This window comes from Aeromonas sp. 603607, from assembly GCF_049171595.1.
Lineage (GTDB): Bacteria > Pseudomonadota > Gammaproteobacteria > Enterobacterales > Aeromonadaceae > Aeromonas > Aeromonas veronii.
Map to the genome: position 1 here is coordinate 193,667 of NZ_JAAKOV010000002.1, position 22,881 is coordinate 216,547.

Consider the following 22,881-nt stretch of genomic DNA (forward strand, 5'->3'; position numbering starts at 1 on the left):
CCCGGACAACAAAAAGCCCCGCACTCGACAGAGGGCGGGGCTTGTTTATCTCAGCCGGAACAGGCCGTGAGTTGCACCTTACAGGATAAAGGTCGACACCTGCTGGTTCAGGTCAGCAGCACGCCCTTTGAGGCTGTGGGCCTGATCCAGATCGCGCATGGCGGCGGCGGTGATCTCGTCACTCACATCCTTGATGGCGGTGGTGTTCTGGGTGATCTCGCCGGTCACCTGAGTCTGCTCCTCGGCGGCAGTGGCGATCTGACCCGCCATGTCGGAGATGAGGGAGATGGCGCTGGTGATCTCTTCCAGCGCACGCACCGCCTGATCGGCATCCTGCACGCTGTTGTCCGCCAGCCCCTGACTGGTCTGCATCAGGCTCACCGCGCGGGCAGTGGTCTGTTGCAGGGTCTCGATGGTGGACTGGATCTGCTGGGTGGAGTCCTGGGTACGACGTGACAGCACCCGCACCTCGTCAGCGACCACCGCAAAACCACGACCCTGCTCACCGGCGCGGGCCGCTTCAATGGCCGCGTTCAACGCCAGCAGGTTGGTCTGCTCGGCAATCCCCTGAATGGTGGAGAGGATGCTGGTGATGGCCTGCGCGTGACGGCTCAGCTCGCCGATCACCTCGGTCGCCTGCCCCACCTCTTCAGCCAGACCATTGATGGACTGGCGGGTCTTGTTCACCAGCATCTTGCCCTGCTCACTGCTCTGTGCAGATTGCTGGGCAGCGGCGGCGGTGTTCTCGGCGTTGCCGGCGATCTCCATGGTGGCGCTCGCCATCTCGGTGACCGCAGTGGCGACCATGGTCACCTCCTGCTGCTGACGCTGCAACTCGTCCACCGCGGCCTGGTTGGTAACCAGACTGCGCTCGGCATCGGCGTTCAACTCGTTGGCCAGCTGACGGATATTGCCGATCAGCTGATGCTGGCTGCCGACGAAACGGTTGAAGCTGTTGGCCAGTTGGCCCACTTCGTCGTTGGCGTCGATCTTGATGCGCTGGGTCAGATCGCCGTTACCATCGGCAATGCGGGCCAGCGCCTGGGAGACCTTGGTGAGCGGGCCAAGCAGCATGCTGACCAGCCAGGAGATAGCGAGGATGCTGCCCACCAGCACCAGCAGCGCCATCCCCAGCTGGGTCATCAGCAGGGAGGAGAGCGGCGCTTCCAGCGCTGCCTTGTCCAGCACCAGCACCAGTTCCCAGTCTGTGTCGGGAATATCAGCCGCCCACAGCAGCTTGTCGCGACCTTCGCTGTCGAAGTAGGCCGGAACCAGATCCTTGCTCGACTTGCTCTGCTCAATCAGCGCATTGGTCAGATCGTTGTCGATCTCGCTGGCCGGTTTCATCGCCTTGGCGGCATCCTTGTAGGCGATGATGGTGCCATCCTTGTGCATCATGATGGCGAAACCATCGGCAGGCAGTTGCATCTTGGTCACGTCTTCCACCAGCGAGGCGATGGAGAGGTCACCACCGACGACCCCGCCAGAAACCGGCTGGGCCAGGGTCACCACCATGATGTTGTAAGCCACATCGAGATAGGGTTTGGTGACAATCAGGCCACCTTTGCTCATCGCCTCCTGATACCAGCCACGGGAGCGCGGGTCGTAGCCATCGCGGTTGATGGAGGGATCGGAGTCATTCATCTTGCCGCTGCTCTCACCGAAATAGGTGAGCTGGAAACGGCCGGAAACTTGTGCCTGTTGCAAGGCATTGAGGGGGTCGACACCGGCCTTGTTGCCAAGCGCCTGAATGACGTCGCGACGGGCGGCGAGCCAGTCGCTGACACGCTCGGCCTGCTGGGTGCCCAACCGCTGCAACTGCTCCTGGCTGCCTTGCAGCAACAGACTCTTCTGGCTGCTATAGCTCTGCCAGGAGAGCAACGAGATCACCAGCGAAAGGGCGATCACCACTGACAACAGTATCTTCTGCTTGAGTGACAGGTTTTTCATCATGTGTTCTTCTTATTGAGGTGAGGAGCGGGTTTTTCCCTAAATTGCACAACACTACACGTAGTCATTAGCGACCCGAATGGCCAAAACTGAACCTGAAAATGGGTCGGCGGGCGATATTTTCTACCGAGGTGGAGAAAAGTGCACCAGAAATTGACGGCATGAGCCGCACAAGCCAAGGCAACCCTGTTTATTCCTTCCACAATTGGCTAGAATATCCCGTTTTTAAATCACATCGACCCTGAGAGTTTTCACGATGTTCGAAGTTAATCCCGTATTAAATAAACTTAAGGAGCTGTCTGAGCGGACCGAGCTTCTTAGGGGGTACCTTTGACTATGACGCCAAGAAAGAGCGTCTAGAAGAGGTCAACGCCGAGCTGGAACAGCCGGACGTATGGAATGAACCCGAGCGCGCACAGGCGCTGGGCAAAGAGCGCGTCGCGCTGGAAAACGTAGTCGGCACCATCGACACCCTGACCCAGGGCGTGGATGACGTCGAGATGCTGGTGAGCCTGGCCGTGGAAGGAGAAGACGAAGAGACCTTCAACGAAGCCATCGCCGAATCCGAGCAACTGGAAGCCAAGCTGGTGGACCTCGAGTTCCGCCGCATGTTCTCCGGTCAGCACGACGGCTCCGACTGCTATATCGATATTCAATCCGGCTCCGGTGGTACCGAAGCGCAGGATTGGGCCAACATGGTGCTGCGCATGTACCTGCGCTGGGGCGATGCCCACGGCTACAAGCCCGAGCTGATTGAATGCTCCGAAGGCGACGTGGCTGGTATCAAATCCGCCACCATCAAGTTCACCGGCGAATATGCATTCGGCTGGCTGCGTACCGAAACCGGCGTACACCGTCTGGTTCGCAAGTCTCCGTTCGATTCCGGTGGCCGCCGTCACACCTCCTTCTGTTCTGTGTTCGTCTACCCCGAGATCGACGACGATATCGATATCGAGATCAACCCGGCGGATCTGCGGATCGACGTCTACCGTGCCTCCGGTGCCGGTGGTCAGCACGTTAACCGAACCGAATCCGCGGTACGTATTACCCACGTTCCGACCGGTGTCGTGGTACAGTGCCAGAACGACCGTTCCCAGCACAAAAACAAAGACCAGTGTATGAAGCAGCTGAAAGCCAAGCTCTACGAGCTGGAAATTCAGAAGCAGAACGCTGAGAAACAAGCCCTGGAAGAGACCAAGTCTGATATCGGTTGGGGCAGCCAGATCCGTTCCTATGTGCTGGATGACTCCCGTATCAAGGATCTGCGCACCGGCGTCGAAACCCGTAATACCCAATCGGTGCTCGACGGTGACTTGGACAAGTTTATCGAAGCCAGCCTGAAATCAGGTCTGTAAACAAGCAGGAATCACCATGTCTGAACAAACCATCACTCCGGAAGTCGACCAAACTCTCGAACTCAACAACGAGATGACCGAGCGTCGTTCCAAGCTGGCCGCCCTGCGCGCCCAGGGTAATCCTTTCCCCAACGACTTCCGTCGCGACAGCCTCTCTGGCGATCTGCACGCAGAGTTCGACGACAAAAGCGCCGAGGAGCTGACGAGCCTGGGTAAACGGGTGAAGATTGCCGGTCGCATCATGACCCGCCGGATCATGGGCAAGGCTTCTTTCGCCACCCTGCAGGACATGGCCGGCAAGATCCAGGTCTACGTCACCCGTGACGACCTGCCGGAAGGTTTCTACAACGAGCAGTTCAAGAAGTGGGATCTGGGCGACATCGTGGGTGTCGAAGGTACCCTGTTCAAGACCCAGACCGGTGAGCTCTCCGTTCACGTTTCCGATATCCGCCTGCTGACCAAGGCACTGCGTCCGCTGCCCGAGAAGCACAAAGGCCTGACCGACCAGGAAGCTCGCTGCCGCCAGCGCTACCTGGATCTGATCGCCAACGAAGAGTCCCGCAAGACCTTCATGATCCGCACCCAGGTGGTTGCCGGTATCCGCAAGTTCTTCAACGAAAAGCGCTTCATGGAAGTGGAAACCCCGATGATGCAAGTCATTCCGGGTGGTGCCTCCGCGCGTCCGTTCGTCACTCACCACAATGCGCTGGACATCGACATGTACCTGCGTATCGCTCCGGAGCTCTATCTGAAGCGTCTGGTAGTCGGTGGCTTCGAGCGTGTCTACGAGATCAACCGCAACTTCCGTAACGAAGGTATCTCGGTTCGTCACAACCCCGAGTTCACCATGATCGAGTTCTACATGGCCTACGCCGACTACATCGATCTGATGGACCTGACCGAAGAGCTGCTGCGCACCCTGGCGCAGGACATCCTGGGCGACACCAAGATCCGTTACGCCAAAGAGGGCGAAGAGGGCCTGACCATCGATTTCGGTCAGCCGTTCCAGCGCCTCACCATGGTCGAGTCCATCCTGAAGTTCAACCCGGATGTGACCCTGGATGATCTGGCTACCCTCGAGAGCGCCAAGGCCGTTGCCAAGCGTCTGCACATCGAGCTGATGAAGGGGTGGGAGCTGGGCCACGTGATCACCGCGATCTTCGAAGAGACCGTGGAGCACATGCTGCTGCAACCGACCTTTATCACCGAGTACCCGGCAGCCGTTTCTCCGCTGGCTCGTCGCAACGACGTGAACCCGGATGTAACCGACCGCTTCGAATTCTTCATCGGTGGCCGCGAGCTGGCCAACGGCTTCTCCGAGCTGAACGATGCAGAAGACCAGGCCAAGCGCTTCCAGGATCAGGTTGATCAGAAAGAAGCTGGCGACGACGAAGCCATGTTCTACGACGCCGACTTCGTCACCGCGCTGGAACACGGCCTGCCGCCGACTGCCGGTCAGGGTATCGGTATCGACCGTCTGGTGATGCTGTTCACCAACAGCCACACCATCCGTGACGTCATTCTGTTCCCGGCCTTACGTCCACAAAAGTAAGATCCGCAGAAGTAAGGCCCACAGAAGCCAGCTACATCCCTTGGGTCAATCCCGAGCGTGATAGCCAATAAAAACGCCCCGCAACAGCGGGGCGTTTTTCTATCTCCTTTACCGCAAAATCACTTTCAAAATTCAATAATGGAATAAAGAAGATATTTTTATTCTTTGTTGTTAGCCAACACGCCCTTTAATCTGGCCAAAAATCAGACCATGGAAGACGCGTGTGATGCAATTGAAGGATTCCCCATTCAACCTCTCCCCCCTCTCTGACGAGCAGCAACGTCAGCTGGGTCAGGTACTCTCGACCCTCAATACCCAGCAACTGGCCTGGGTGAGCGGATATCTCTACGGCCTCTCCCAGACCGGTCAGCAGAGCGTTGTAGCCAGCGCCGCCGTGGCTGCGCCCAGTGGCAGCCTGACCATACTCTACGGCTCCCAGACCGGCAACGCCAAAGGTGTAGCCAGTGCCATCAAAGCGCAGGCCGAGGCCCGCGGTCTACCGGTCACCCTCGCATCGATGGCCGACTACAAACCCAAGCAGCTCAAGAAAGAGAGCCACCTGCTGGTGGTAGTGAGCACTTACGGGGAGGGTGAACCGCCGGAGAGCGCCGTCGACCTGTTCGAGCAGCTTAAAAAAGGCAAGATCGGCAAGCTGGACGGCCTCAAGTTCGCGGTGCTGGGGCTGGGTGACAGCTCCTACGAATTTTTCTGCCAAACCGGCAAAGATTTTGACAACTTCCTCGCCAGCGCTGGAGCCGAGCGCATTTATGAGCTCGCCAGCCTCGATGTGGATTATCAGGATGCCGCCAAGAGCTGGAGCGAACAGGCACTCAATGCCATTGCCGCGACCCTCTCCGCCGGTACGGCCAGCAGCAGCGTGACAAGCGCTGTGCAGCAGGCGGTTGGCCACAGCCAGTACAGCAAGGAGAATCCCTTCCCTGCCCGCCTGTCGGTCAATCAGAAGATCACCGGCCGGGATTCCACCAAGGATATCCGCCATATCGAGATCAATCTGACCGACTCCGGCCTCACCTATCAGCCGGGAGATGCCCTCGGTGTCTGGTTCGACAATGACGCCGAACTGGTGGGCGAAGTGCTGGCCCTGACCGGCCTCTCTGGTGATGAAGCCACGGCCCACGGCACCTTGCGCGCCGCCCTGACCACTCACTTCGAACTGACCCGGCTGCACGGCGGCTTTATCACAGGACTCGCTGACATATCGGAGAACGCGGCGCTGAAAGACTTGGCAGGTGACAAGGCCCAGGTCAATGCACTGGTGGCCTCCGCTCAGGTGGTGGATGTGCTGAAACGCTTCCCGACCGCGCTCACTGCCGAGCAGCTGGTTGGCCTGCTGCGCCCCCTCACCCCGCGCCTCTACTCCATCGCCTCCGCCCAGAGCGAAGTGGAAGAGGAGGTGCACCTGACCGTCGGTGTGGTACGTTACCCGCAGGAAGATGGCACTGTGCGCTCTGGCGCAGCCTCCTCCTATCTGGCGGATCGGCTGATTGAGGATGGCGAGGTGCGGGTATTCGTGGAGCACAACGACAACTTCCGCCTGCCCGCCAATCCCGACACACCCGTCATCATGGTGGGCCCAGGCACCGGCATCGCCCCGTTCCGCGCCTTTATGCAGGAGCGGGAAGCTCAGGGCGCGGAAGGCAAGAACTGGCTCTTCTTCGGCAACCCCCACTTTACCCAGGATTTCCTCTATCAGGTGGAGTGGCAGCGTTATGTGAAATCGGGGCTGCTGTCGAAGATCTCCCTGGCCTTCAGCCGGGATCAGGCCAACAAGATCTATGTGCAGGACCGCCTGCGCGAGGCCGGGCTTGAGCTCTACCAGTGGCTGGAAGCAGGCGCTCACTTCTATGTGTGTGGCGACGCCAACAAGATGGTCAAGGATGTGCAGGAAGCCCTGCTGGATGTAATTGCCGAACACGGTCACAAGAGCCGTGAGGAAGCAGAAGAGTATTTGAGCGAATTGCGTCGTGCCAAACGTTATCAAAGGGATGTCTATTGATGAGCAAACAACCTCTTTCTCACCCAAAAGCGGGACCGGTCGAAGGACCGCTGGCCGACAACGAGCGCCTCAAGCGCGAGAGCAACTTCCTGCGCGGCACCATAGAGCAGGATCTGCAGGATCCGCTCACCGGCGGCTTCAACGGCGACAACTTCCAGCTGATCCGCTTTCACGGCATGTATCAGCAGGATGACCGCGACATCCGCCCGGAGCGCGCCGCCCAGAAGCTGGAACCGCTGCACAACGTCATGCTGCGTGCCCGCCTGCCGGGTGGGATCATCACCCCGGCCCAGTGGCAGATCATCGACAAGTTCGCCGAAGAGCACAGCCTCTACGGCAGCATCCGCCTGACCACCCGTCAGACCTTCCAGTTCCACGGGGTATTGAAGCGCGACATCAAGCTGATGCACCAGACCCTTCACAGCACCGGCATCGACTCCATCGCCACCGCCGGCGACGTGAACCGCAACGTGCTCTGCACCAGCAACCCGGTGGAGTCCGAGCTGCATCAGGAAGCCTACGAGTGGGCCAAGAAGATCTCCGAGCATCTGCTGCCCAAGACCCGCGCCTACGTGGAAATCTGGCTGGACGGTGAAAAACTGGGGCAGGACGAGGAGCCGATCCTGGGTTCCAACTACCTGCCGCGCAAATTCAAGACCACTGTGGTGATCCCGCCTCACAACGACGTGGATATCCATGCCAACGATCTCAACTTCGTGGCGATTGCCGAACACGGCAAGCTGGTGGGCTTCAACGTGCTGGTGGGCGGTGGCCTGGCCATGACCCACGGCGACACCAGCACCTATCCACGCAAGGCCAGCGACTTTGGCTTTATTCCGCTCTCCCACGTGCTGGAGGTGGCGGCTGCAGTGGTCAGCACCCAGCGCGACTGGGGTAACCGGGTCAACCGCAAGAACGCCAAGACCAAGTACACCCTTGAACGGGTTGGCGTCGAAGCCTTCAAGGCCGAGGTGGAGAGCCGCGCCGGCATCCAGTTTGGCGAGGTGCGTCCCTACGAATTCACCAGCCGTGGCGATCGCTTCGGTTGGGTCGAGGGGATCGACGGCAAGCACCACCTCACCCTGTTTATCGAGAATGGCCGCCTGCTGGACTTCCCGGGCAAGCCCCTCAAGACCGGCATGCTGGAGATCGCCAAGGTGCATCAGGGGGATTTTCGCCTGACCGCCAACCAGAACCTGATCATCGCAGGGGTGCCTGCCAGCGAGAAGGCCCGCATCGAGGGGCTGGCGCGCCAGTACGGCCTGCTGGATGACGGCGTGAGCGAGCAGCGCAAGCAGTCCATGGCTTGTGTGGCCCTGCCCACCTGCCCGCTGGCGATGGCCGAGGCGGAGCGCATGCTGCCAGCGTTTGTCACCGACATCGAGGGCTTGCTCACCAAGCATGGGCTGGCGGATGACGCCATCATCTTCCGGGTCACCGGCTGCCCCAACGGCTGCGGCCGCGCCATGCTGGCGGAAGTGGGTCTGGTGGGCAAGGCGCCCGGCCGCTACAACCTCCATCTGGGGGGCAATCTGGAGGGGACCCGCATTCCGCGCCTCTATCAGGAGAACATCACCGAGCCGCAGATTTTGGCCGAACTCGACGTGCTTATCGGCCGCTGGGCCAAAGATCGCCACGCTGGCGAGTGCTTTGGTGACTTCGTCATTCGCGCCGGCATCATAGCCCCGGTCATCGACTCCGCGAGGGACTTCTATGCCGCTTAATCAGCCGCTTAATGTCACTGAAGATGGCCGCCTTGACCTGCAGGCGCTGCTGGCCCTCGGCCGTGAGGAGCAAGTCGAGGCACTCGCGCCCCTCAACCGGGAGCTGGATACCATGAGCTCCCCCGAGCGGGTGCGCTGGGCTCTGGCCAATCTGCCAGGGGAGCATGTGCTCTCATCCAGCTTCGGCATTCAGGCGGCACTGATGCTCCATCTGGTAAGCCGCGAGCGGGCCGATGTGCCGGTGGTGCTGACCGATACCGGTTATCTCTTCCCCGAGACCTACCGCTTTATCGACGAGCTGACCGAGCGGCTCGCCCTCAACCTCAAAATCTACCGGGCCGAGCTCAGTCCGGCCTGGCAGGAGGCCCGCTTCGGCCTTCTGTGGGAACAGGGAGTAGAGGGGATCACCCGCTACAACCAGCTCAACAAGGTAGAGCCGATGGACCGCGCCCTGAACGAGCTGGGTGCCCGCACCTGGTTCTCCGGCCTGCGCCGGGAGCAGTCCGGCAGCCGGGGCAAGCTGCCGGTGCTGGCCATCCAGCGCGGCCGCTTCAAGTTCCTGCCGGTGATCGACTGGAGCAACAAGGACGTCTTCTACTACTTCAAGGAGTTCGACCTGCCCTACCACCCGCTGTGGGAGCAGGGCTACCTGTCGGTGGGCGACGTGCACACCACCACCAAGTGGGAGCCCGGTATGAGCGAGGAGCAGACCCGCTTCTTCGGCCTCAAGCGCGAATGCGGTTTGCACGAGGAAAATGGCGAGAACGACGGCTCAGGCATCTAATTCCGTCTTGAAAACCCAACAGAACAACAAGGGCATCCGAAGATGCCCTTGTTGTTATTTGCCCATTAGCATTCGTCCGTCAGCGGCGCTGCCAGGTCTCAAAGCTATAGGGGCACGGGTTCTTCTCATCGGCAGGGTGGCTATCGCACTCAATCCGTTGCCACTGGCCATCGTCAAAAGCGGGGAAGCGGGTATCCCCCTCCACCGCCAGATCGATGCGGGTCAGGTAGAGACAATCCGCGCTCGGCAACATCTCGGCATAGAGATGACCACCACCGATCACCATCAACTCCTCCACCGAGCTGCCTGCCAACAGCGCCAGCGCCGCCTCGACGGAGCCCACCACCTCAATGCCCTCAGCCTGATAGTCGGGATTGCGGCTGATCACCAGATTGCGCCGTCCGGGCAGCGGTCGTCCGATGGATTCGAAGGTCTTGCGCCCCATCAGCACCGGCTTGCCCAAGGTAACTCGCTTGAAGTGGGCTAGATCCGCAGGCAGATGCCAGGGCATCTGATTGTCCAGACCTATCACCCGATCGTGGGCCATGGCGGCAATCATGGAAATCTTCATGGGGCCTCTCACCGTCTGTCAGATTATGGGGCGGTTACGGTACACGACCAGAGAGGGGATCGCCAAACCGAAACTGAGGGCACCGACGATAAAGAGCGCCTTGAGGCCGTTCTCCACCGCACTCTGGATCAACTCCATGGTCACGCCGTTGATGTTGAGCTCTACCACCGCAATCATGGTCTTGAAGGCATAACTGCCCGGGATCATCGGAATGATGGAGGCAACGCTGAACACCGGACGCGGCGCCAGCAGACGGCGCGACCAGTAGACGCAGACAAAGCCGACCGTGGTGGCCGCCGCCAGCGTCGCCCACTCGATGGGCATACCATAGTGGATCAGCAGGGTACGCAGGCTGTGGGCCAGCGCGCCGCCCATGGCGCAGTACTTCAGCATCCGTGGTGGCACATTGAACAGCATGGCAAACCCCACCGCCGGAATGGAGGACCAGAAGGCATCCTTGGCCAGTAGCCAGAGCAAATCCATCATACTTTCCACCCCCAGATACCGGTGACCGACATGGCCAAAATGATACCTATGGCGGCGCTGATAGTCAGCAGGGTCGCGGTCCCCCAACGGGCCAGCCCCATGTTGAAGTAGCCCTTCACCATGTCTGAGACCGCATTGATCAGCGGAAAGCCCGGCACCAGCAGCAGCACGCTGGCCGCCATGGCGAGATAAGGCTGGTCACCCCAGTTAAAGAAGGTGGCGCTGGAGGAGAGCAAGGTGGCGATAAAGCCGGTAGCGGCAAAGTTGATGAGCGGGCTATGGTGATGGCGGGCCATCAGCTGGCGCACCCGCATCGCCACGGCAGACGAGAAACAGGTCACCAGGAAGATGGGCCAGTCACCGCCAAACAGCAGGCTAAAAGCACCACATGAGAGCCCCACCATGGGGACCACCAGCCAGGGGTGATAGTGAAAGGGGACGATGGCCTCGAGGCGCTGGCGCACTTCACGGGCACCGATCAGCTCTTTCTCCGCCATGATGCAGATCCGCTGGATCTCGCACACCACCTGCATGTTGATGCCATGTTCGCGCACCCGCCGGGTAGTGGTAACACAGCCCCCCTGATAGAGGCTGGTGAGCACGATGGCACTGGAAGAGATGGCCATCTCGACACTCTCCAGCCCCAGCGCCATCCCCAGCCGCACCGTGGTCTGCTCGATGATCCTGCTCTCCGCCCCGAACTGGGCCAACATCTGACCCACCTTGACGATAATGCGGGTGATCTCTGTCTGTTGCTCCCGCGACAACACCCGTCTTGGTGTGATACTTCTCATAATCCCTTCGAGTCGTAGCAATAAAAATTTCGGCCATATTAGCCTAACTTTTACTGTTATTCATCCACCCCTATCACAACCTGACTAATTAGTTATTACAAGAAGGAGAAAAGAAATTACATCACAAATACATTACGACTAACATTAAAAATCATAACAATCAGGTCGCCAGCAATTCCCTTTATTATGGCCTCACCGATTTGGCTGAAATATCAACCAAGGGGGTTATTGCAGATTATTTGCGACGTCGATAGTCAGCCAGATGGATTATTTTACCACTGCCATCGCTTTCAGGCGGAGGGTCCCCCTCTTCTCTGAACTGGCTCATTTCGCTGCGCATCAAATAAAAAGATTCCCGCATCATGTTGGTAATCCGGATACAGCTATCAAGATTGTTTTTCGCCAGACGGCGCTGACCATCAATCTTGAACTGCAACCCGCGCAGACGGCGCTGCTGATCGGGGCTCGCTCGGGCCATCAACTGGTCGATCTGCTGCTCCAGAATCGCATCCAGCTGGGAGGGCTCACTCGCGGCCAACTCCTTCAGGGTGTCAAAATCAGGCAACTCCATATGCCCTCCTTGGCGACTATTGCTGGCTCTACAACTTGAGGAACCAGCCATATAAAACTTTATATACGACCGAGCGGCAAAGAGCTCACCACACCACTCAGGTAATCGTTATTAAAATGGCAACCATGATGAAAATCATCCATTGAAATAACATGCAGAAACAAACATTTGCTTAAAAAAGAAAGAGCATGCAAAACACTTAGACATTTTAGGCTGCTTTTTTATGTTTTTTATTTCCAATAAAAGTCGGGATAAATTAATTTTGCTTCATTCGACTCTTTATCATCCATAAAATGACCAGTAGCTCCTTCCGACGATTTAACATATCTCACTGATTATGTTATTTTAATTGCCACTTTTATCGGACATTCAAGAGCAGACCATGAGCAAGGCAAAAATCGGTATCGTCACCGTCAGCGATCGCGCCAGCGCGGGCATCTATGAAGACCTCTCCGGCAAGGCCATCATCGACACCCTGAACGCCTATCTGACCTCGGAGTGGGAACCTGTCTATCAGGTGATCCCCGATGAACAGGATCAGATTGAAGCGACCCTGATCCGGCTGGCGGATGAAGAGCAGTGTTGTCTCATCGTCACCACAGGCGGCACCGGCCCGGCCAAGCGGGATGTCACGCCGGAAGCGACCGAAGCGGTGTGTGATCGAATGATGCCGGGCTTTGGCGAGCTGATGCGGGCCGAATCCCTCAAGTTTGTGCCGACCGCCATTCTGTCGCGCCAGACTGCCGGGCTGCGCGACGATACCCTGATCGTCAATCTGCCGGGCAAGCCCAAATCGATCTGCGAGTGTCTGGATGCAGTATTCCCCGCCATCCCCTACTGCATCGATTTGATGGAAGGGCCGTATCTTGAGTGCGATGAAACTGTCATCAAGCCATTTCGGCCGAAAAAATAGCAAAGCCGACCATAAAAAATAATGGCGAGCCACGGCTCGCCATTATTTTTAGCTCATCTGTTTGCGCAGACAAAATGCATCGATTATTTACGGCCGAATACTTTTACGCCCGCTTTGCTGCGCTCTGAATTACCGTACACTTCGATCTTTTTCACACAACGACGCGAACCCAGTGATTTCCACTCGGTCTCTTTATCACTGCTCATCTCCCGATCGAAGCGAATGGTTTTGGTACGATCACCACCATAGGTCACCACCACCCGATCCAGGGTCAAATCACGTTCCGCCTTCACCTTGATATATTTGGTCTGACGGCAAATCACCAAAGGAATTGTCGCACCATGATCACCGGCCCCCAGCAAAATAGTCCGCCCCAGCGTGAACTGATCATCGCCAGCATGGCTGGCTGACGCCACCACCAGCAAGACACCACCCAGCAGGGTGCGCGCGGAAAAACGGGAATTCCAGATAGACATCAGGGACATAACACCTCCAATAAAAAACGGAGTGCAATAATACGGACCGAACCATAACGGAAGCTGTACCCGAACGCGCATTTGCGGCGAAAGAGGGGCGATTGCCTGGAGAAAATGGAGGAATTTGCCGGTAAAAATGTGAAGGGCCGCATATTGCGGCCCTGACTGCATATGAGCGCTCAACGCTCCATGATCTGGGTCACATCTTCTTTATTGATCATCACCTCACGCCCTTCATGATCGTAATAGCGATACATACCGGTACTCTCGTCCAGCTTGGGCTTGCTCTCTGTGGTGATCATCTTGCCATCCTTGGTGCTCATGATGTATTGGGAGCTGCATGCTACCAGCCCCAGGGCGCACACCAGGATCATCATCAGTTTTTTCATAGGCGCACTCTTCTCCTTTCACCCTCACCACGAGGGTGTCATATCCAGCCTACTCCAATCCGGCAGGCAGTCGGAAACTTGCACAATAAAGTGAGATCACCATCAAAAATCAGTTACTTGCGACCACCCGGTTTGCCACTGCTACCGGTACCGGAACCACAGCCAAGTGCCAGCCGATCTGCCGCGGCTCTGGCCTGCACCAGACCATAGCCATAGCTGTTGTCCCGTCCGACAGCCCCCAGATCCTGGGCGCTGCTGCGCAGGGTCTGGCGCAGTTGATCATTGCTGCACTCCAGCCGCTGTGACCAGGCCAGGGTGGCGACCCCGACCACATGAGGGGTCGCCATCGAGGTACCGCTGTAGCTGGCGTAACCACTCGGCACGGTCGACAGCACAGCAACACCGGGGGCCGCCAGCTCCACCTGATCGTTGCGTTGCGAGAAATAAGCCAACTGCTTGCTGCCATCGATAGCAGCCACGCTCACCACACTGCTGTAAGAGGCGGGATAGGACTTGCTGGTGTTGCCCGCATTGCCCGCCGCCGCCACACTCAACACATTCTGGCTGTAAGCCTGATTGAACGCCTGCTCTTCCGTCTTGCTGGGCACATTGCCCCCTAGGCTCATGTTGATGACCATGCGAGTAAAGCCACGACTGCTCATCCCCTGCTTGCAGGCATTGAGAGCCCCCACCAGGTTGGAGGTATAGGCCCAGCCGTTGGCGCCAAACACCTTGATGATGTGCAGCGGGACACTCTGATTCGGCAAGACACCGACCACGCCCATGTCGTTCCCCCCAATGGCGGCTATGGTGCCTGCCACGTGGGTGCCGTGACCGTTTTCGTCACTGCTCCAGCTGCCTGTACCTGCGTTGTCACTACCCTGCACCTGCGCCCCATGGGGCAGATCCGGGTGATTGCCGCTATAGCCAGAGTCAATGATACACACCAGCACCTCTCCGGCCATACCATCGCTCAGTTGTGGCGCCTGTACCATGGGAATGCCATAAGGCAGGGTCTCGGCACTGGCATAACGCTTGGCATCCGGCTCCACCCACAGCACGTTGGGGTTGCGCGCCAGCGCTGTCGCTGCAGCAGCTGGCAACCAGAGCGCCAGCGCATGCTGCTCGGGCAGTTGCAGGGCCAGCTCGCCCCCCATCCCTTTGCTTTGGGCCAGCACAGCGGCCTCCGCCCCCGGCTTGAGTTGCACCAGATAACGAGCCCGTTCGGCAGCCATTACCCCCTGTGTCAGTACGCCTGCCACCAGCAGGCCTGTCCATATCCGTCTCATCAGTCACTCCTTCCATCGACCTGATAGCCACCAGCAAAGTGTAGTGGCAGGCTGGCGCAGGCCCGAGCGGATACAAAAAGGCCGGACATCTGTCCGGCCTCTTCTTTGAAGCGCAAGAGCGCAATCATGACTTGGCGGGCTGGCGCTCACCGGTCACGGTCGGGTTCTTGGGATCGGAACTCCACTCATACCAACCGCCGTCGTAGACGCTGATCCGTTTCCAGTCCATCAGCCAGGCGTAGAAGAAGGCCTCGGAGGCGCGCCAGCCGGTACCGCAGTAGAATGCGGCCTGCTGAGTTGGCTCGATATTCCACTGCTCCCACATGGCGAGGATCTCGCGGGCCGGCTTCATGGTGCCGTCCGGGTTGTGGAAGTCGCTCATGCTGTTGGCATCCACCCCACCGTGACCCCACTTGGCCCCCGGAATATCGCCCTTCGGCTTGATGTAGCTGTAACCTGAGGTGTTGCCGACAAACTCGTCCCAGGTACGCACGCTGACCAGTGCGCTATCGGGCTGCTTGAGCAGCTCTTTTGCCTGACTTAACGTGGTGTAGTACTCGGGGTGAGCGGGAATGGCCACGCCAAACTCCTTCACCGGCTCATATTTGTTGGGCAAACCCGTTTCGGTACGCAGGTGCTGGATAAACCAGGCATCCAGACCACCGTCCAGCAGGCGCACATCTTCCACCCCCGCATACATCATCAGATGCGCGGCACGGGCAGCCGCCATGGTGTTGCGACCATAGAGGATGACGGTGGTGTCGTGACGGATGCCGTTATCCAGCAGCAGCTTCTTGAGCGCTTCGTCAGAGACCTTGTTCCACAGCGGCTCCTCCTCGAGGCTGTTGGTATCGATATAACCTGCCCCCGGGATGTGGCTGATGAGGTAGGCCTTGGGTGAACCCCAATCCACTTCAAACAGCTTCCAGTCGCCCTTGGGCGCCGCGGCAACTGGCTTGCCCTCTTGCAGATCCGCCAACCAGCGCGGATAGACCAGCTGCTGCCAGCGTGCCAGCGACTCGCGCGGTGCAGCTTGCCACCCTTGCAGCTCGAACAGCTGCTTGATCCCCTGCTTGCGCAGCAAACGGGCCACCTCGGCCACTTCGCGGGACGCACCGTAGAGGGCAACCGGACGATCGGCCTTCAGCCCCTTGATCTCGAGCGCCTTTGGCCACTCTTCATCGCTGTATTTCCACTCGGCAGAGAGGTTCTCGGCACCCGCCACATGGCCGCCCTGCTTCTCCCCTTCCATCGGCCACCCCTGATAGAAGTAGCTGGCGCGGGTATCCAGGATGACCGCCTGTTTGGCCTTGGCATCGGCCAGCGAAAGCGGTGGCAACTCCCCAGCCACGGCGGGCAGGGCACACCAGAGCAGTAAGGTCGCCAGCGCGGCCTGCAGGAAGCGAAGATGTCGTTTCATGGTGATTTCTCGATTCATAGTGAACAAGGTTAAAAAATGGAGCGACCCAGCCGCTCGGCCAGCAGCTCCAGCGCCGCCGTGCCCGCCAGCGAGTTGCCGGCTTTGTTGAGCTCGGGCGACCAGACACAGACGCAGAGCTCGCCCGGGATCAGGGCGATGATACCGCCGCCGACCCCCGATTTGCCCGGCATGCCGACCCGATAGGCAAAATCGCCCGCCTCGTCATAGAGGCCGCAGGTGGCGAGCAGGGCGTTGACCTGTTTGGTGGTGCGGGCGGGCAGCAGCGGCACGCTCTCGCCCAGTGGCACACCACGGTTGGCAAGATAGATGAATGCCCGCGCCAGATCGACGCAGCTCATGCGAATGGCACAGGCATTGAAGTAGCTTTGCAGCACCTTGTCCACTTCGTTTTCGAAGTTGCCATAGGCCTTCATCAGATAGGCGATGGCGGCGTTGCGGGCAGAGTGCTGATATTCGGAGCGGGCGACCACCTGATCCGCCATGATGGCCGGATTGCCGGAAAGGCGGCGAGCCAGCTCCAGAGTACGCTGACGCGGTGCAGTGAGGCGGGTCTCCAGCAGATCGCTCACCACCAGCGCTCCGGCATTGATAAAGGGGTTGCGGGGTATCCCCTGCTCGAACTCGAGCTGTACCAGCGAGTTGAAGGGCTGGCCGGAGGGCTCCTTGCCCACCCGGGCCCAGATCTCCTCCTCCTGATAGAGAGTGAGTGCCAGGGTCAGGCTCAGGGCCTTGGAAATACTCTGGATGGAGAAGGGTTCGAAAGCGTCACCGGCGGTGAACAGCTCCCCCTCGACGGTACAGACTGCGATACCAAGCCGATCGGCCGGTACCTGAGCCAGTGCCGGAATGTAGTCGGCCACCTTGCCTTGTCCCAGCAACGGGCGCACCTCTTCAAGGATGCTGGCCAGTAATTCGGATGACAACACCATAAGCAATAAGCGATTCCATGACTAAAACAGCGGTGGAGATCCCATCCCCACTGACAAAAACCCCGCCAGCGGCGGGATTTTTCAGTTACCCACAACAAGGCGCCAGATGCGGCAGCCTTGTATCAGGCCGGTTCACCGTACCAGAGATCGAACAGCTCGGTAACGACCACGGCTTCCATCCCCTTGCCTTCCAGCCAGGATTTGACGGCGGCGCGGTCTTCTTCGGTACACTTGCCCAGTTGCTGGGTGCAGATCATCCCTTCCCAGGCCAGGTGACCGGAGCCGGCAAAAGCCAGTTTACGGGGTTCAACAACCTCATCGATCATCGCATCGACTACCGCATCGATGGTCTCTTCGGCAGTGCCGACCGGGAAGTTGAAACTGATGTCGAAACCCATTTCCTGGAATTCATCGACGCGCAGTTTCTTGCGCAGGCGGCGGCTACGATTGGCCATGATAGCTCCTCAAGTTAGTTGATACGCTAGGTGTGTTGACGTGCCAGCTTAGCTGACACGCTTGAAAATCAGATCCCAAACCCCGTGGCCGAGACGGTGGCCACGTTGTTCAAATTTGGTCAGCGGACGCCAGTCCGGACGAGGCACCCAGTTGCCGGTGGCAGAGGTGTTCTCGTAACCCTCGGCGGCGCTCATCACTTCCAGCATGTGCTCTGCATAGTTTTCCCAGTCGGTCGCCATGTGGAACACGCCACCGATGGCCAGCTTCTGGCGAATATCCTGGGCAAACGCAGGCTGTACGATGCGGCGCTTGTGGTGACGGCTCTTGTGCCAGGGATCCGGGAAGAAGAGTTGCAGGCAGGAGAGTGAACCGTTCGGGATCATGTGCTCCAGCACCTCGACCGCATCGTGGCAGATCACCTTCAGATTGGTGACACCCGCTTCCTGAGCGGTACCCAGACAGGCGCCCACGCCAGGGGAGTGCACTTCAATGCCAATGAAGTTCTTCTCGGGGGCATTCTTGGCCATCTCCACCAGAGAGGCGCCCATGCCAAAGCCGATCTCCAGCACCACAGGTGCTTCACGGCCAAACAGTGCGACCAGATCGAGCTGCTTTGGCTCGAAATCGATGCCCATGACCGGCCAGAGCTCTTCCAGGGCCTTCTCCTGCCCTTTGGTCAGGCGGCCTTCGCGACGGACAAAGCTGCGGATCTTGCGCATGAACTTGCCGTCTTCGTTAAATACATCTTGGGTCACAGGCATAATGGTCTCGTTATTTCATCAATCCGGGTAATACATCTTGTGTCCGATCCCGAGCGGGACCGCGCGCGGCTCATCATTTCATCAACCCGCGAAAACAGGGGAGCGAATTATCCCAAGATAGGCCCAAGGCGCAAGTGTTTCGCGAAACAAATCCCTCATCTCTCACCATTTCATTGACAACAGTTGACAAATGCCGACCCGTTCACAGAATCGGTCACGCGTCGAGTACATGCTGCCTGCGCAAATAAAACCATACACAACAAAGGATTGCAGTATGAAATACAGAGCATTGGCGTTTGCCATCACCACTTTGCTTGCGGGATGCGACACATCAACAAATGACTCACAAACCCCTGCTGCCGCCGAGCAGGCCTATGAGTATCTGGTGCAGTTGAGCTCAACCGCAGAAGGGATTGGCGCGCGCCCCACGGGGACAGAGGCAGAAACTCGTGCCGCGGCATGGATCCAGGACCATCTGACCGGTTGGGGCTACGATGTGCAACGCCAACCCTTCACCTACACCAAAAGCGGCGCCAGTAAAAACTCCCAAAACCTGATCGCTGAGCTCAAGGGCACAAGTGACAAGGTGATCCTGATCGGCGCCCACTACGACAGTACGGGCGACAAGAAAGGTTCTGAAGGAGCCACCGACAACGGCGCTGGCGTCGCAGCCCTGCTGGCAGTGGCTGAGGCGCTTAAAGGACAAACCTTGCCCTACACGGTTCGCTTTGCATTCTTCGGGGCGGAGGAGAACGGTCTCAACGGCTCCAAAGCCTATGCCGCCAGCCTCGACAGCACCGCCGTCGCCAAGCTGCTGGCGATGGTGAACTACGACACCATCGCCGGGGGCGACATCGTCTACGTCCACTCAGCCCACTCGGACGTCGCCGAATACAACTGCACAGATCCGAGCCGCTACAGCTTCGATCCCAAGGTGCGGGATCGCCTGCTTACCCTCTCCAAACAGACTGCGACCCCGTTTGCCATTCATCCCAGCTACAGCGGTTATCCGGAAGGGGAGACTGGCAGCTGGTCAGATCACGCTCCCTTTGCCTGCCTGGGGGTGCCGATCGCCTACGTTGAAGCGACCAACTTCACCATCAACGGCGCTGATGGCTATGACGGCTACTCCCAAAGCACCAATCCAGCGCTGTGGGACTGCTATGACGCCACCACCAAGAGCGCCTGCGATCGTGACAGCGAAACCCAGTGGGGAAAAATCTGGCACACCCAGTACGACCGCCTCGACAAGATGGCGGAACTATTCCCTGGCAGAGTAGAAAGCCAACTTGGCGCCAACACCGACCTGATGATCCGCTTCCTCAAGGAACCGGGTTTGTAAGGTCAGTTGCTTGTCCACAAAACAAGATCGCCCTAACTCATTTCAATTCATGGGAGCCACACGGGCAGGTAAAATTCGGGCAGGTGCCAAACCTGCCTTTTTTGGCGATTTTTGTGACAATCATTGCCTCATTTCTGAAATCTGATACAAACGGATAACCTGGCGGTCGAATGGAGCGACCGCCCACATGCCGAGAGAATTGTCTATGCAGCCGTTTTTTGCCCAGCGCTTCGAGAAGGTTGAACCTTCCTTTATCCGTGAAATCCTCAAAGTTGCCGCCAATCCGGAGATCATCTCCTTCGCTGGTGGCCTGCCCAATCCCCACCTGTTTCCGGTCAAGGCGATCGATCAGGCCTGTCAGGATGTGCTGCGCGAGCAAGGGGCTGCCGCCCTGCAATATGCGGCGACCGAAGGCTTCGCCCCGCTGCGCCAATATATTGCCGACCGCTATCTGACCCGCCACGGCATGCAGGTCAATCCGGACAACATCCTCATCACCAGCGGCTCCCAGCAGGCGCTGGATCTGCTGGGCAAGGTGCTGATCGACGAGGGTCAGGATCTCATCATCGAAGAGCCGGGTTACCTTGGCGCCATTCAGGCTTTCTCTGTCTATCAACCCACCTTCAAGCCGATCACCCTTGAAGAAGAGGGTCTGGATCTGGCGGCGCTGGATGCGCTGCTGGCAAGCGGATCCAATGCCAAGCTGCTCTACGGCGTGCCCAACTTCCAGAACCCGAGCGGTGTCTCCTACAACCGTGCCAACCGCGAGGCACTGGCCGAGCGACTGGTGCGCCACGAGCTGTTGATGGTGGAAGATGATCCCTACGGCGAGCTGCGCTTCGAAGGGGAGCATCTGCCCCCCATTGCCAAGCTGGCGCCAAACAATACCGTGCTGCTCGGCTCGTTTTCCAAAACCGTGGTGCCCGCCTTCCGTCTGGGCTGGATGCTGGTGCCGGAGTGGCTGCGCAAGAAGGTGACCATCGCCAAGCAGGCCACCGATCTGCACAGCAACGCCTTCAGCCAGCAGGTGCTGCACCGCTTCCTGACCGACAATTCACTGGATGCCCATCTGGAGAAGATCAAGGAGGTCTATGGTCGCCAGCGTGCTGCCATGGAGGCTGCACTGGCCCGTCACTGCCCGCCCGGCGTCAGCTACACCAGACCGGAAGGGGGCATGTTCCTCTGGCTGACTCTGCCAGCCCACATCAGCGCCATGGCCCTGTTTGATGAGGCGATCAAGGAGAAGGTAGCCTTCGTGCCCGGCGCCCCCTTCTATGTACGCCCCGAAATCAAGAACACCCTGCGCCTGAGCTTCTCCTGCGTCGATGAGGCGACCATCGAGGAGGGGGTCAAGCGGCTGGCCCGCGCCCTCCAGCGGATGCTCTGAACGCCCAAGCCAAACCGTATTAACAAAAAACCAGCGAGCGCTCGCTGGTTTTTTTTATGCTCCCCATTCACCCGTTCAGCCAAACAGGGTCTTGCAAAACTGCTTCATCGGAATGGGGCGGCCGTAGCGATATCCTTGCAGATAGTCAACGTGGCGAGCCCGCAGGTAGTCCGCCTGCGACTGCTTCTCGACCCCCTCCGCGATCAGGATCAATTCAAGTCGCTTCGCCAGATCAATCACGTTTTCAACGATATGGCTGGAGAGTGCATCCGTACCGATCATCTCTACAAAGCTACGGTCAATCTTGATTGCATCGACCTGAAACTGCTGCAGATAGGTGAGACTGGAGTGACCGGTGCCAAAGTCATCGATAGCGATCAACACGCCCAGTTTGCGCAACTCGGCAAACATCCGGGCGGTTGTCTCATCAGCCACCAGCAGCTCCCGCTCCGTCAGCTCCAACCCCAAATCAACGGGATTGTCCTTAAACGCGTCGAGAAAGGCCTTGCAGTCAGCCAACAGGTCGAGATCCTGGAAGTGCTTGGCGCTGATATTGAAGCAAAAATGAAACTTTGCCGGCAGCTTGCGGGCATAAGGGGAGAAGTGGTCACGCACCTCGGCCATCAACAGGCTGGTCATGGGCACGATCAGGCCGCTATCTTCCGCCAGCGGGATAAAGCGATCCGGCGAGATCATCCCCTGCTTGGGATGCTGCCAGCGCATCAGCACCTCACAACCACGCCACTGCTCATCCTCACCGGAGACCACCGGCTGCAGGTAGGGGATAAACTCCTCCTCGATCAACGCCCGCTTGAGCTCCTCCGCTGGTGAGCTGCTACGCCCCATCAGCCTGAAGGTGCCGAATCCAATCAGCAGCGCCAGCAGTGGAGAGAGGATCAAGGTATCTCTGGAGTAGCGCCATGCGTGGCTCAAGTAATCATGCACCGTGATCCGGGTGACGACCTGATAGGGGAAATCGGCCGAAGCGAGGGCAATATAACCCTCTTCTGCCGGAGAGGGCGCCGCCCCGAACTGACCTGAGCCAAACAGTGCCCTCTGCCCCACCACCAGAGCCATCGGGGAGTTCTTGCTGGAGATCTCCAGGGTATTGCGCAGGTAGTAGCCATCCACACCGATCAGCACACTCCCCTTGTCCGTTTCGTGGCGCAGCACGATCAGGGGGCGATCCGGTGTGACCTCATTGCCTGGCAGCAGTTGCAGCCTGCCATCCACATAACTGTCAGGGTTGAAGGGGCCATCGTAGTCACCATAGAGCGAGGTGCAATAGATACGATTTCCTATAGCCAGATTGGCAGAGCGGACATCAGGCACAGTGGCCACCTGTTCGCGCAGCAGTTGTGCCGCCTCCTTGCAGGGGTGACCAAGCATCCCCTCCACATTGATGGCCGCTTGCCGGGCATGGCCGATGGAGCGATCAAACATCATCCGGGCATGCTGCAAGCGTGAATCGGAATCATGCTCTATCTCGGTCACTGTCTGCCAGATAACGGCAACAACCCCCAGCAGCAGGATCCCGCCCCCCATCAGTAGTGCCACCAGAATCCTCGAGTAAAGCTGGCGAAGTTTCAAACGACGAAATGGCATGGCGGCCTCTTTGATGCTCGGATGGTGGGTGACAGCCCCGGTGGACAGGCGAAAGGGTCGCCATAATAGCGATTGAACAACAAATGTCC

The 22,881-nt window shown here is 58.6% G+C and carries 21 protein-coding genes; 8 read left to right on the forward strand and 13 right to left on the reverse strand.

The annotated features are described in order from the left end of the window. Window positions 1-78: 78 nt before the first annotated feature. The gene (locus G5315_RS03870) at window positions 79-1,950 is read right to left on the reverse strand and encodes a methyl-accepting chemotaxis protein (RefSeq protein ID WP_421332555.1); all 1,872 of its coding nucleotides are present in this window, start codon (window positions 1,948-1,950) and stop codon (window positions 79-81) included. A gap of 256 nt (window positions 1,951-2,206) precedes the next feature. On the opposite strand from G5315_RS03870, the gene prfB reads away from it, so the two are divergent. The 5 genes from prfB (at window position 2,207) to G5315_RS03895 (ending at window position 9,382) form a co-directional block, all read left to right on the forward strand. Continuing rightward, window positions 2,207-3,305, forward strand: a protein-coding gene (gene prfB / locus G5315_RS03875) for a peptide chain release factor 2 (RefSeq protein WP_100645262.1) whose coding sequence is annotated in 2 segments (ribosomal slippage) — window positions 2,207-2,281 and window positions 2,283-3,305 — 1,098 coding nt in all. Because the reading frame shifts where the segments join, the coding sequence is not laid out codon by codon here. Window positions 3,306-3,321: 16 nt separating this feature from the next. Then, complete coding sequence (lysS, locus tag G5315_RS03880) at window positions 3,322-4,857, forward strand: lysine--tRNA ligase (RefSeq protein ID WP_005335201.1); 1,536 nt, start codon at window positions 3,322-3,324, stop codon at window positions 4,855-4,857. 226 nt (window positions 4,858-5,083) lie between these two features. Then, window positions 5,084-6,874 carry an assimilatory sulfite reductase (NADPH) flavoprotein subunit gene (locus G5315_RS03885; protein WP_421332497.1) on the forward strand — a complete coding sequence of 597 codons (1,791 nt, stop codon included), beginning with the start codon at window positions 5,084-5,086 and terminating at the stop codon, window positions 6,872-6,874. Continuing rightward, window positions 6,874-8,598 (forward strand): assimilatory sulfite reductase (NADPH) hemoprotein subunit, encoded by a 1,725-nt coding sequence (gene cysI / locus G5315_RS03890; RefSeq protein ID WP_421332498.1) that lies wholly within the window; start codon window positions 6,874-6,876, stop codon window positions 8,596-8,598. Before G5315_RS03885 ends, cysI begins: the two co-directional genes overlap by 1 nt. Next, the gene (locus G5315_RS03895) at window positions 8,588-9,382 is read left to right on the forward strand and encodes a phosphoadenylyl-sulfate reductase (RefSeq protein ID WP_421332499.1); all 795 of its coding nucleotides are present in this window, start codon (window positions 8,588-8,590) and stop codon (window positions 9,380-9,382) included. Before cysI ends, G5315_RS03895 begins: the two co-directional genes overlap by 11 nt. Before the next feature lie 79 nt (window positions 9,383-9,461). On the opposite strand, the gene folA is transcribed toward G5315_RS03895, so the two are convergent. The 4 genes from folA to G5315_RS03915 form a co-directional block, all read right to left on the reverse strand. Further along, the gene (gene folA, locus G5315_RS03900) at window positions 9,462-9,953 is read right to left on the reverse strand and encodes a type 3 dihydrofolate reductase (RefSeq protein ID WP_421263023.1); all 492 of its coding nucleotides are present in this window, start codon (window positions 9,951-9,953) and stop codon (window positions 9,462-9,464) included. Window positions 9,954-9,971: 18 nt separating this feature from the next. Continuing rightward, window positions 9,972-10,439: a threonine/serine exporter family protein gene (locus tag G5315_RS03905; RefSeq protein WP_026035076.1), complete on the reverse strand. Its 468-nt coding sequence runs from the start codon at window positions 10,437-10,439 to the stop codon at window positions 9,972-9,974. Next, on the reverse strand, window positions 10,436-11,233 hold the full coding sequence (locus tag G5315_RS03910) for a threonine/serine exporter family protein (protein ID WP_005348133.1): 798 nt from the start codon (window positions 11,231-11,233) through the stop codon (window positions 10,436-10,438). The genes G5315_RS03905 and G5315_RS03910 overlap by 4 nt, the downstream gene beginning before the upstream one ends. A 235-nt stretch (window positions 11,234-11,468) precedes the next feature. After that, entirely contained in the window at window positions 11,469-11,804 is a 336-nt protein-coding gene (locus G5315_RS03915; RefSeq protein ID WP_421332501.1) for a DUF3135 domain-containing protein, read from the reverse strand. A gap of 382 nt (window positions 11,805-12,186) precedes the next feature. Here G5315_RS03915 and mog point away from each other — a divergent pair, with 382 nt between their 5' ends. Beyond that, window positions 12,187-12,717, forward strand: a complete 531-nt coding sequence (gene mog, locus G5315_RS03920; RefSeq protein WP_421332502.1) for a molybdopterin adenylyltransferase — start codon at window positions 12,187-12,189, stop codon at window positions 12,715-12,717. 83 nt (window positions 12,718-12,800) lie between these two features. On the opposite strand, the gene G5315_RS03925 is transcribed toward mog, so the two are convergent. The 7 genes from G5315_RS03925 to trmB form a co-directional block, all read right to left on the reverse strand. After that, window positions 12,801-13,202: a DUF2541 family protein gene (locus G5315_RS03925; RefSeq protein ID WP_129503427.1), complete on the reverse strand. Its 402-nt coding sequence runs from the start codon at window positions 13,200-13,202 to the stop codon at window positions 12,801-12,803. 170 nt (window positions 13,203-13,372) lie between these two features. Further along, entirely contained in the window at window positions 13,373-13,582 is a 210-nt protein-coding gene (locus tag G5315_RS03930; RefSeq protein ID WP_129503426.1) for a YgdI/YgdR family lipoprotein, read from the reverse strand. 113 nt (window positions 13,583-13,695) lie between these two features. After that, window positions 13,696-14,871 (reverse strand): S8 family peptidase, encoded by a 1,176-nt coding sequence (locus tag G5315_RS03935; RefSeq protein WP_421172129.1) that lies wholly within the window; start codon window positions 14,869-14,871, stop codon window positions 13,696-13,698. 124 nt (window positions 14,872-14,995) lie between these two features. Then, window positions 14,996-16,291: a sulfurtransferase gene (locus G5315_RS03940; RefSeq protein WP_139730845.1), complete on the reverse strand. Its 1,296-nt coding sequence runs from the start codon at window positions 16,289-16,291 to the stop codon at window positions 14,996-14,998. Between the two features lie 29 nt (window positions 16,292-16,320). Next, complete coding sequence (gene glsB / locus G5315_RS03945) at window positions 16,321-17,241, reverse strand: glutaminase B (RefSeq protein ID WP_421332505.1); 921 nt, start codon at window positions 17,239-17,241, stop codon at window positions 16,321-16,323. A gap of 122 nt (window positions 17,242-17,363) precedes the next feature. Further along, window positions 17,364-17,696, reverse strand: a complete 333-nt coding sequence (locus tag G5315_RS03950) for a YggL family protein (protein WP_005348158.1) — start codon at window positions 17,694-17,696, stop codon at window positions 17,364-17,366. 48 nt (window positions 17,697-17,744) lie between these two features. Then, window positions 17,745-18,458: a tRNA (guanosine(46)-N7)-methyltransferase TrmB gene (gene trmB / locus G5315_RS03955; RefSeq protein WP_005335228.1), complete on the reverse strand. Its 714-nt coding sequence runs from the start codon at window positions 18,456-18,458 to the stop codon at window positions 17,745-17,747. Window positions 18,459-18,732: 274 nt separating this feature from the next. Between trmB and G5315_RS03960 the strand changes: the two genes are divergently transcribed. Further along, window positions 18,733-19,800 (forward strand): M28 family metallopeptidase, encoded by a 1,068-nt coding sequence (locus tag G5315_RS03960; protein ID WP_144714311.1) that lies wholly within the window; start codon window positions 18,733-18,735, stop codon window positions 19,798-19,800. 205 nt (window positions 19,801-20,005) lie between these two features. Next, window positions 20,006-21,187: a PLP-dependent aminotransferase family protein gene (locus tag G5315_RS03965; protein ID WP_144714308.1), complete on the forward strand. Its 1,182-nt coding sequence runs from the start codon at window positions 20,006-20,008 to the stop codon at window positions 21,185-21,187. 75 nt (window positions 21,188-21,262) lie between these two features. Here the strand turns inward: G5315_RS03965 and G5315_RS03970 are convergent, their stop codons facing one another. Then, window positions 21,263-22,792, reverse strand: coding sequence for an EAL domain-containing protein (locus tag G5315_RS03970; RefSeq protein WP_201946350.1), 1,530 nt, complete (start codon window positions 22,790-22,792; stop codon window positions 21,263-21,265). Between the last annotated feature and the right edge of the window lie 89 nt (window positions 22,793-22,881).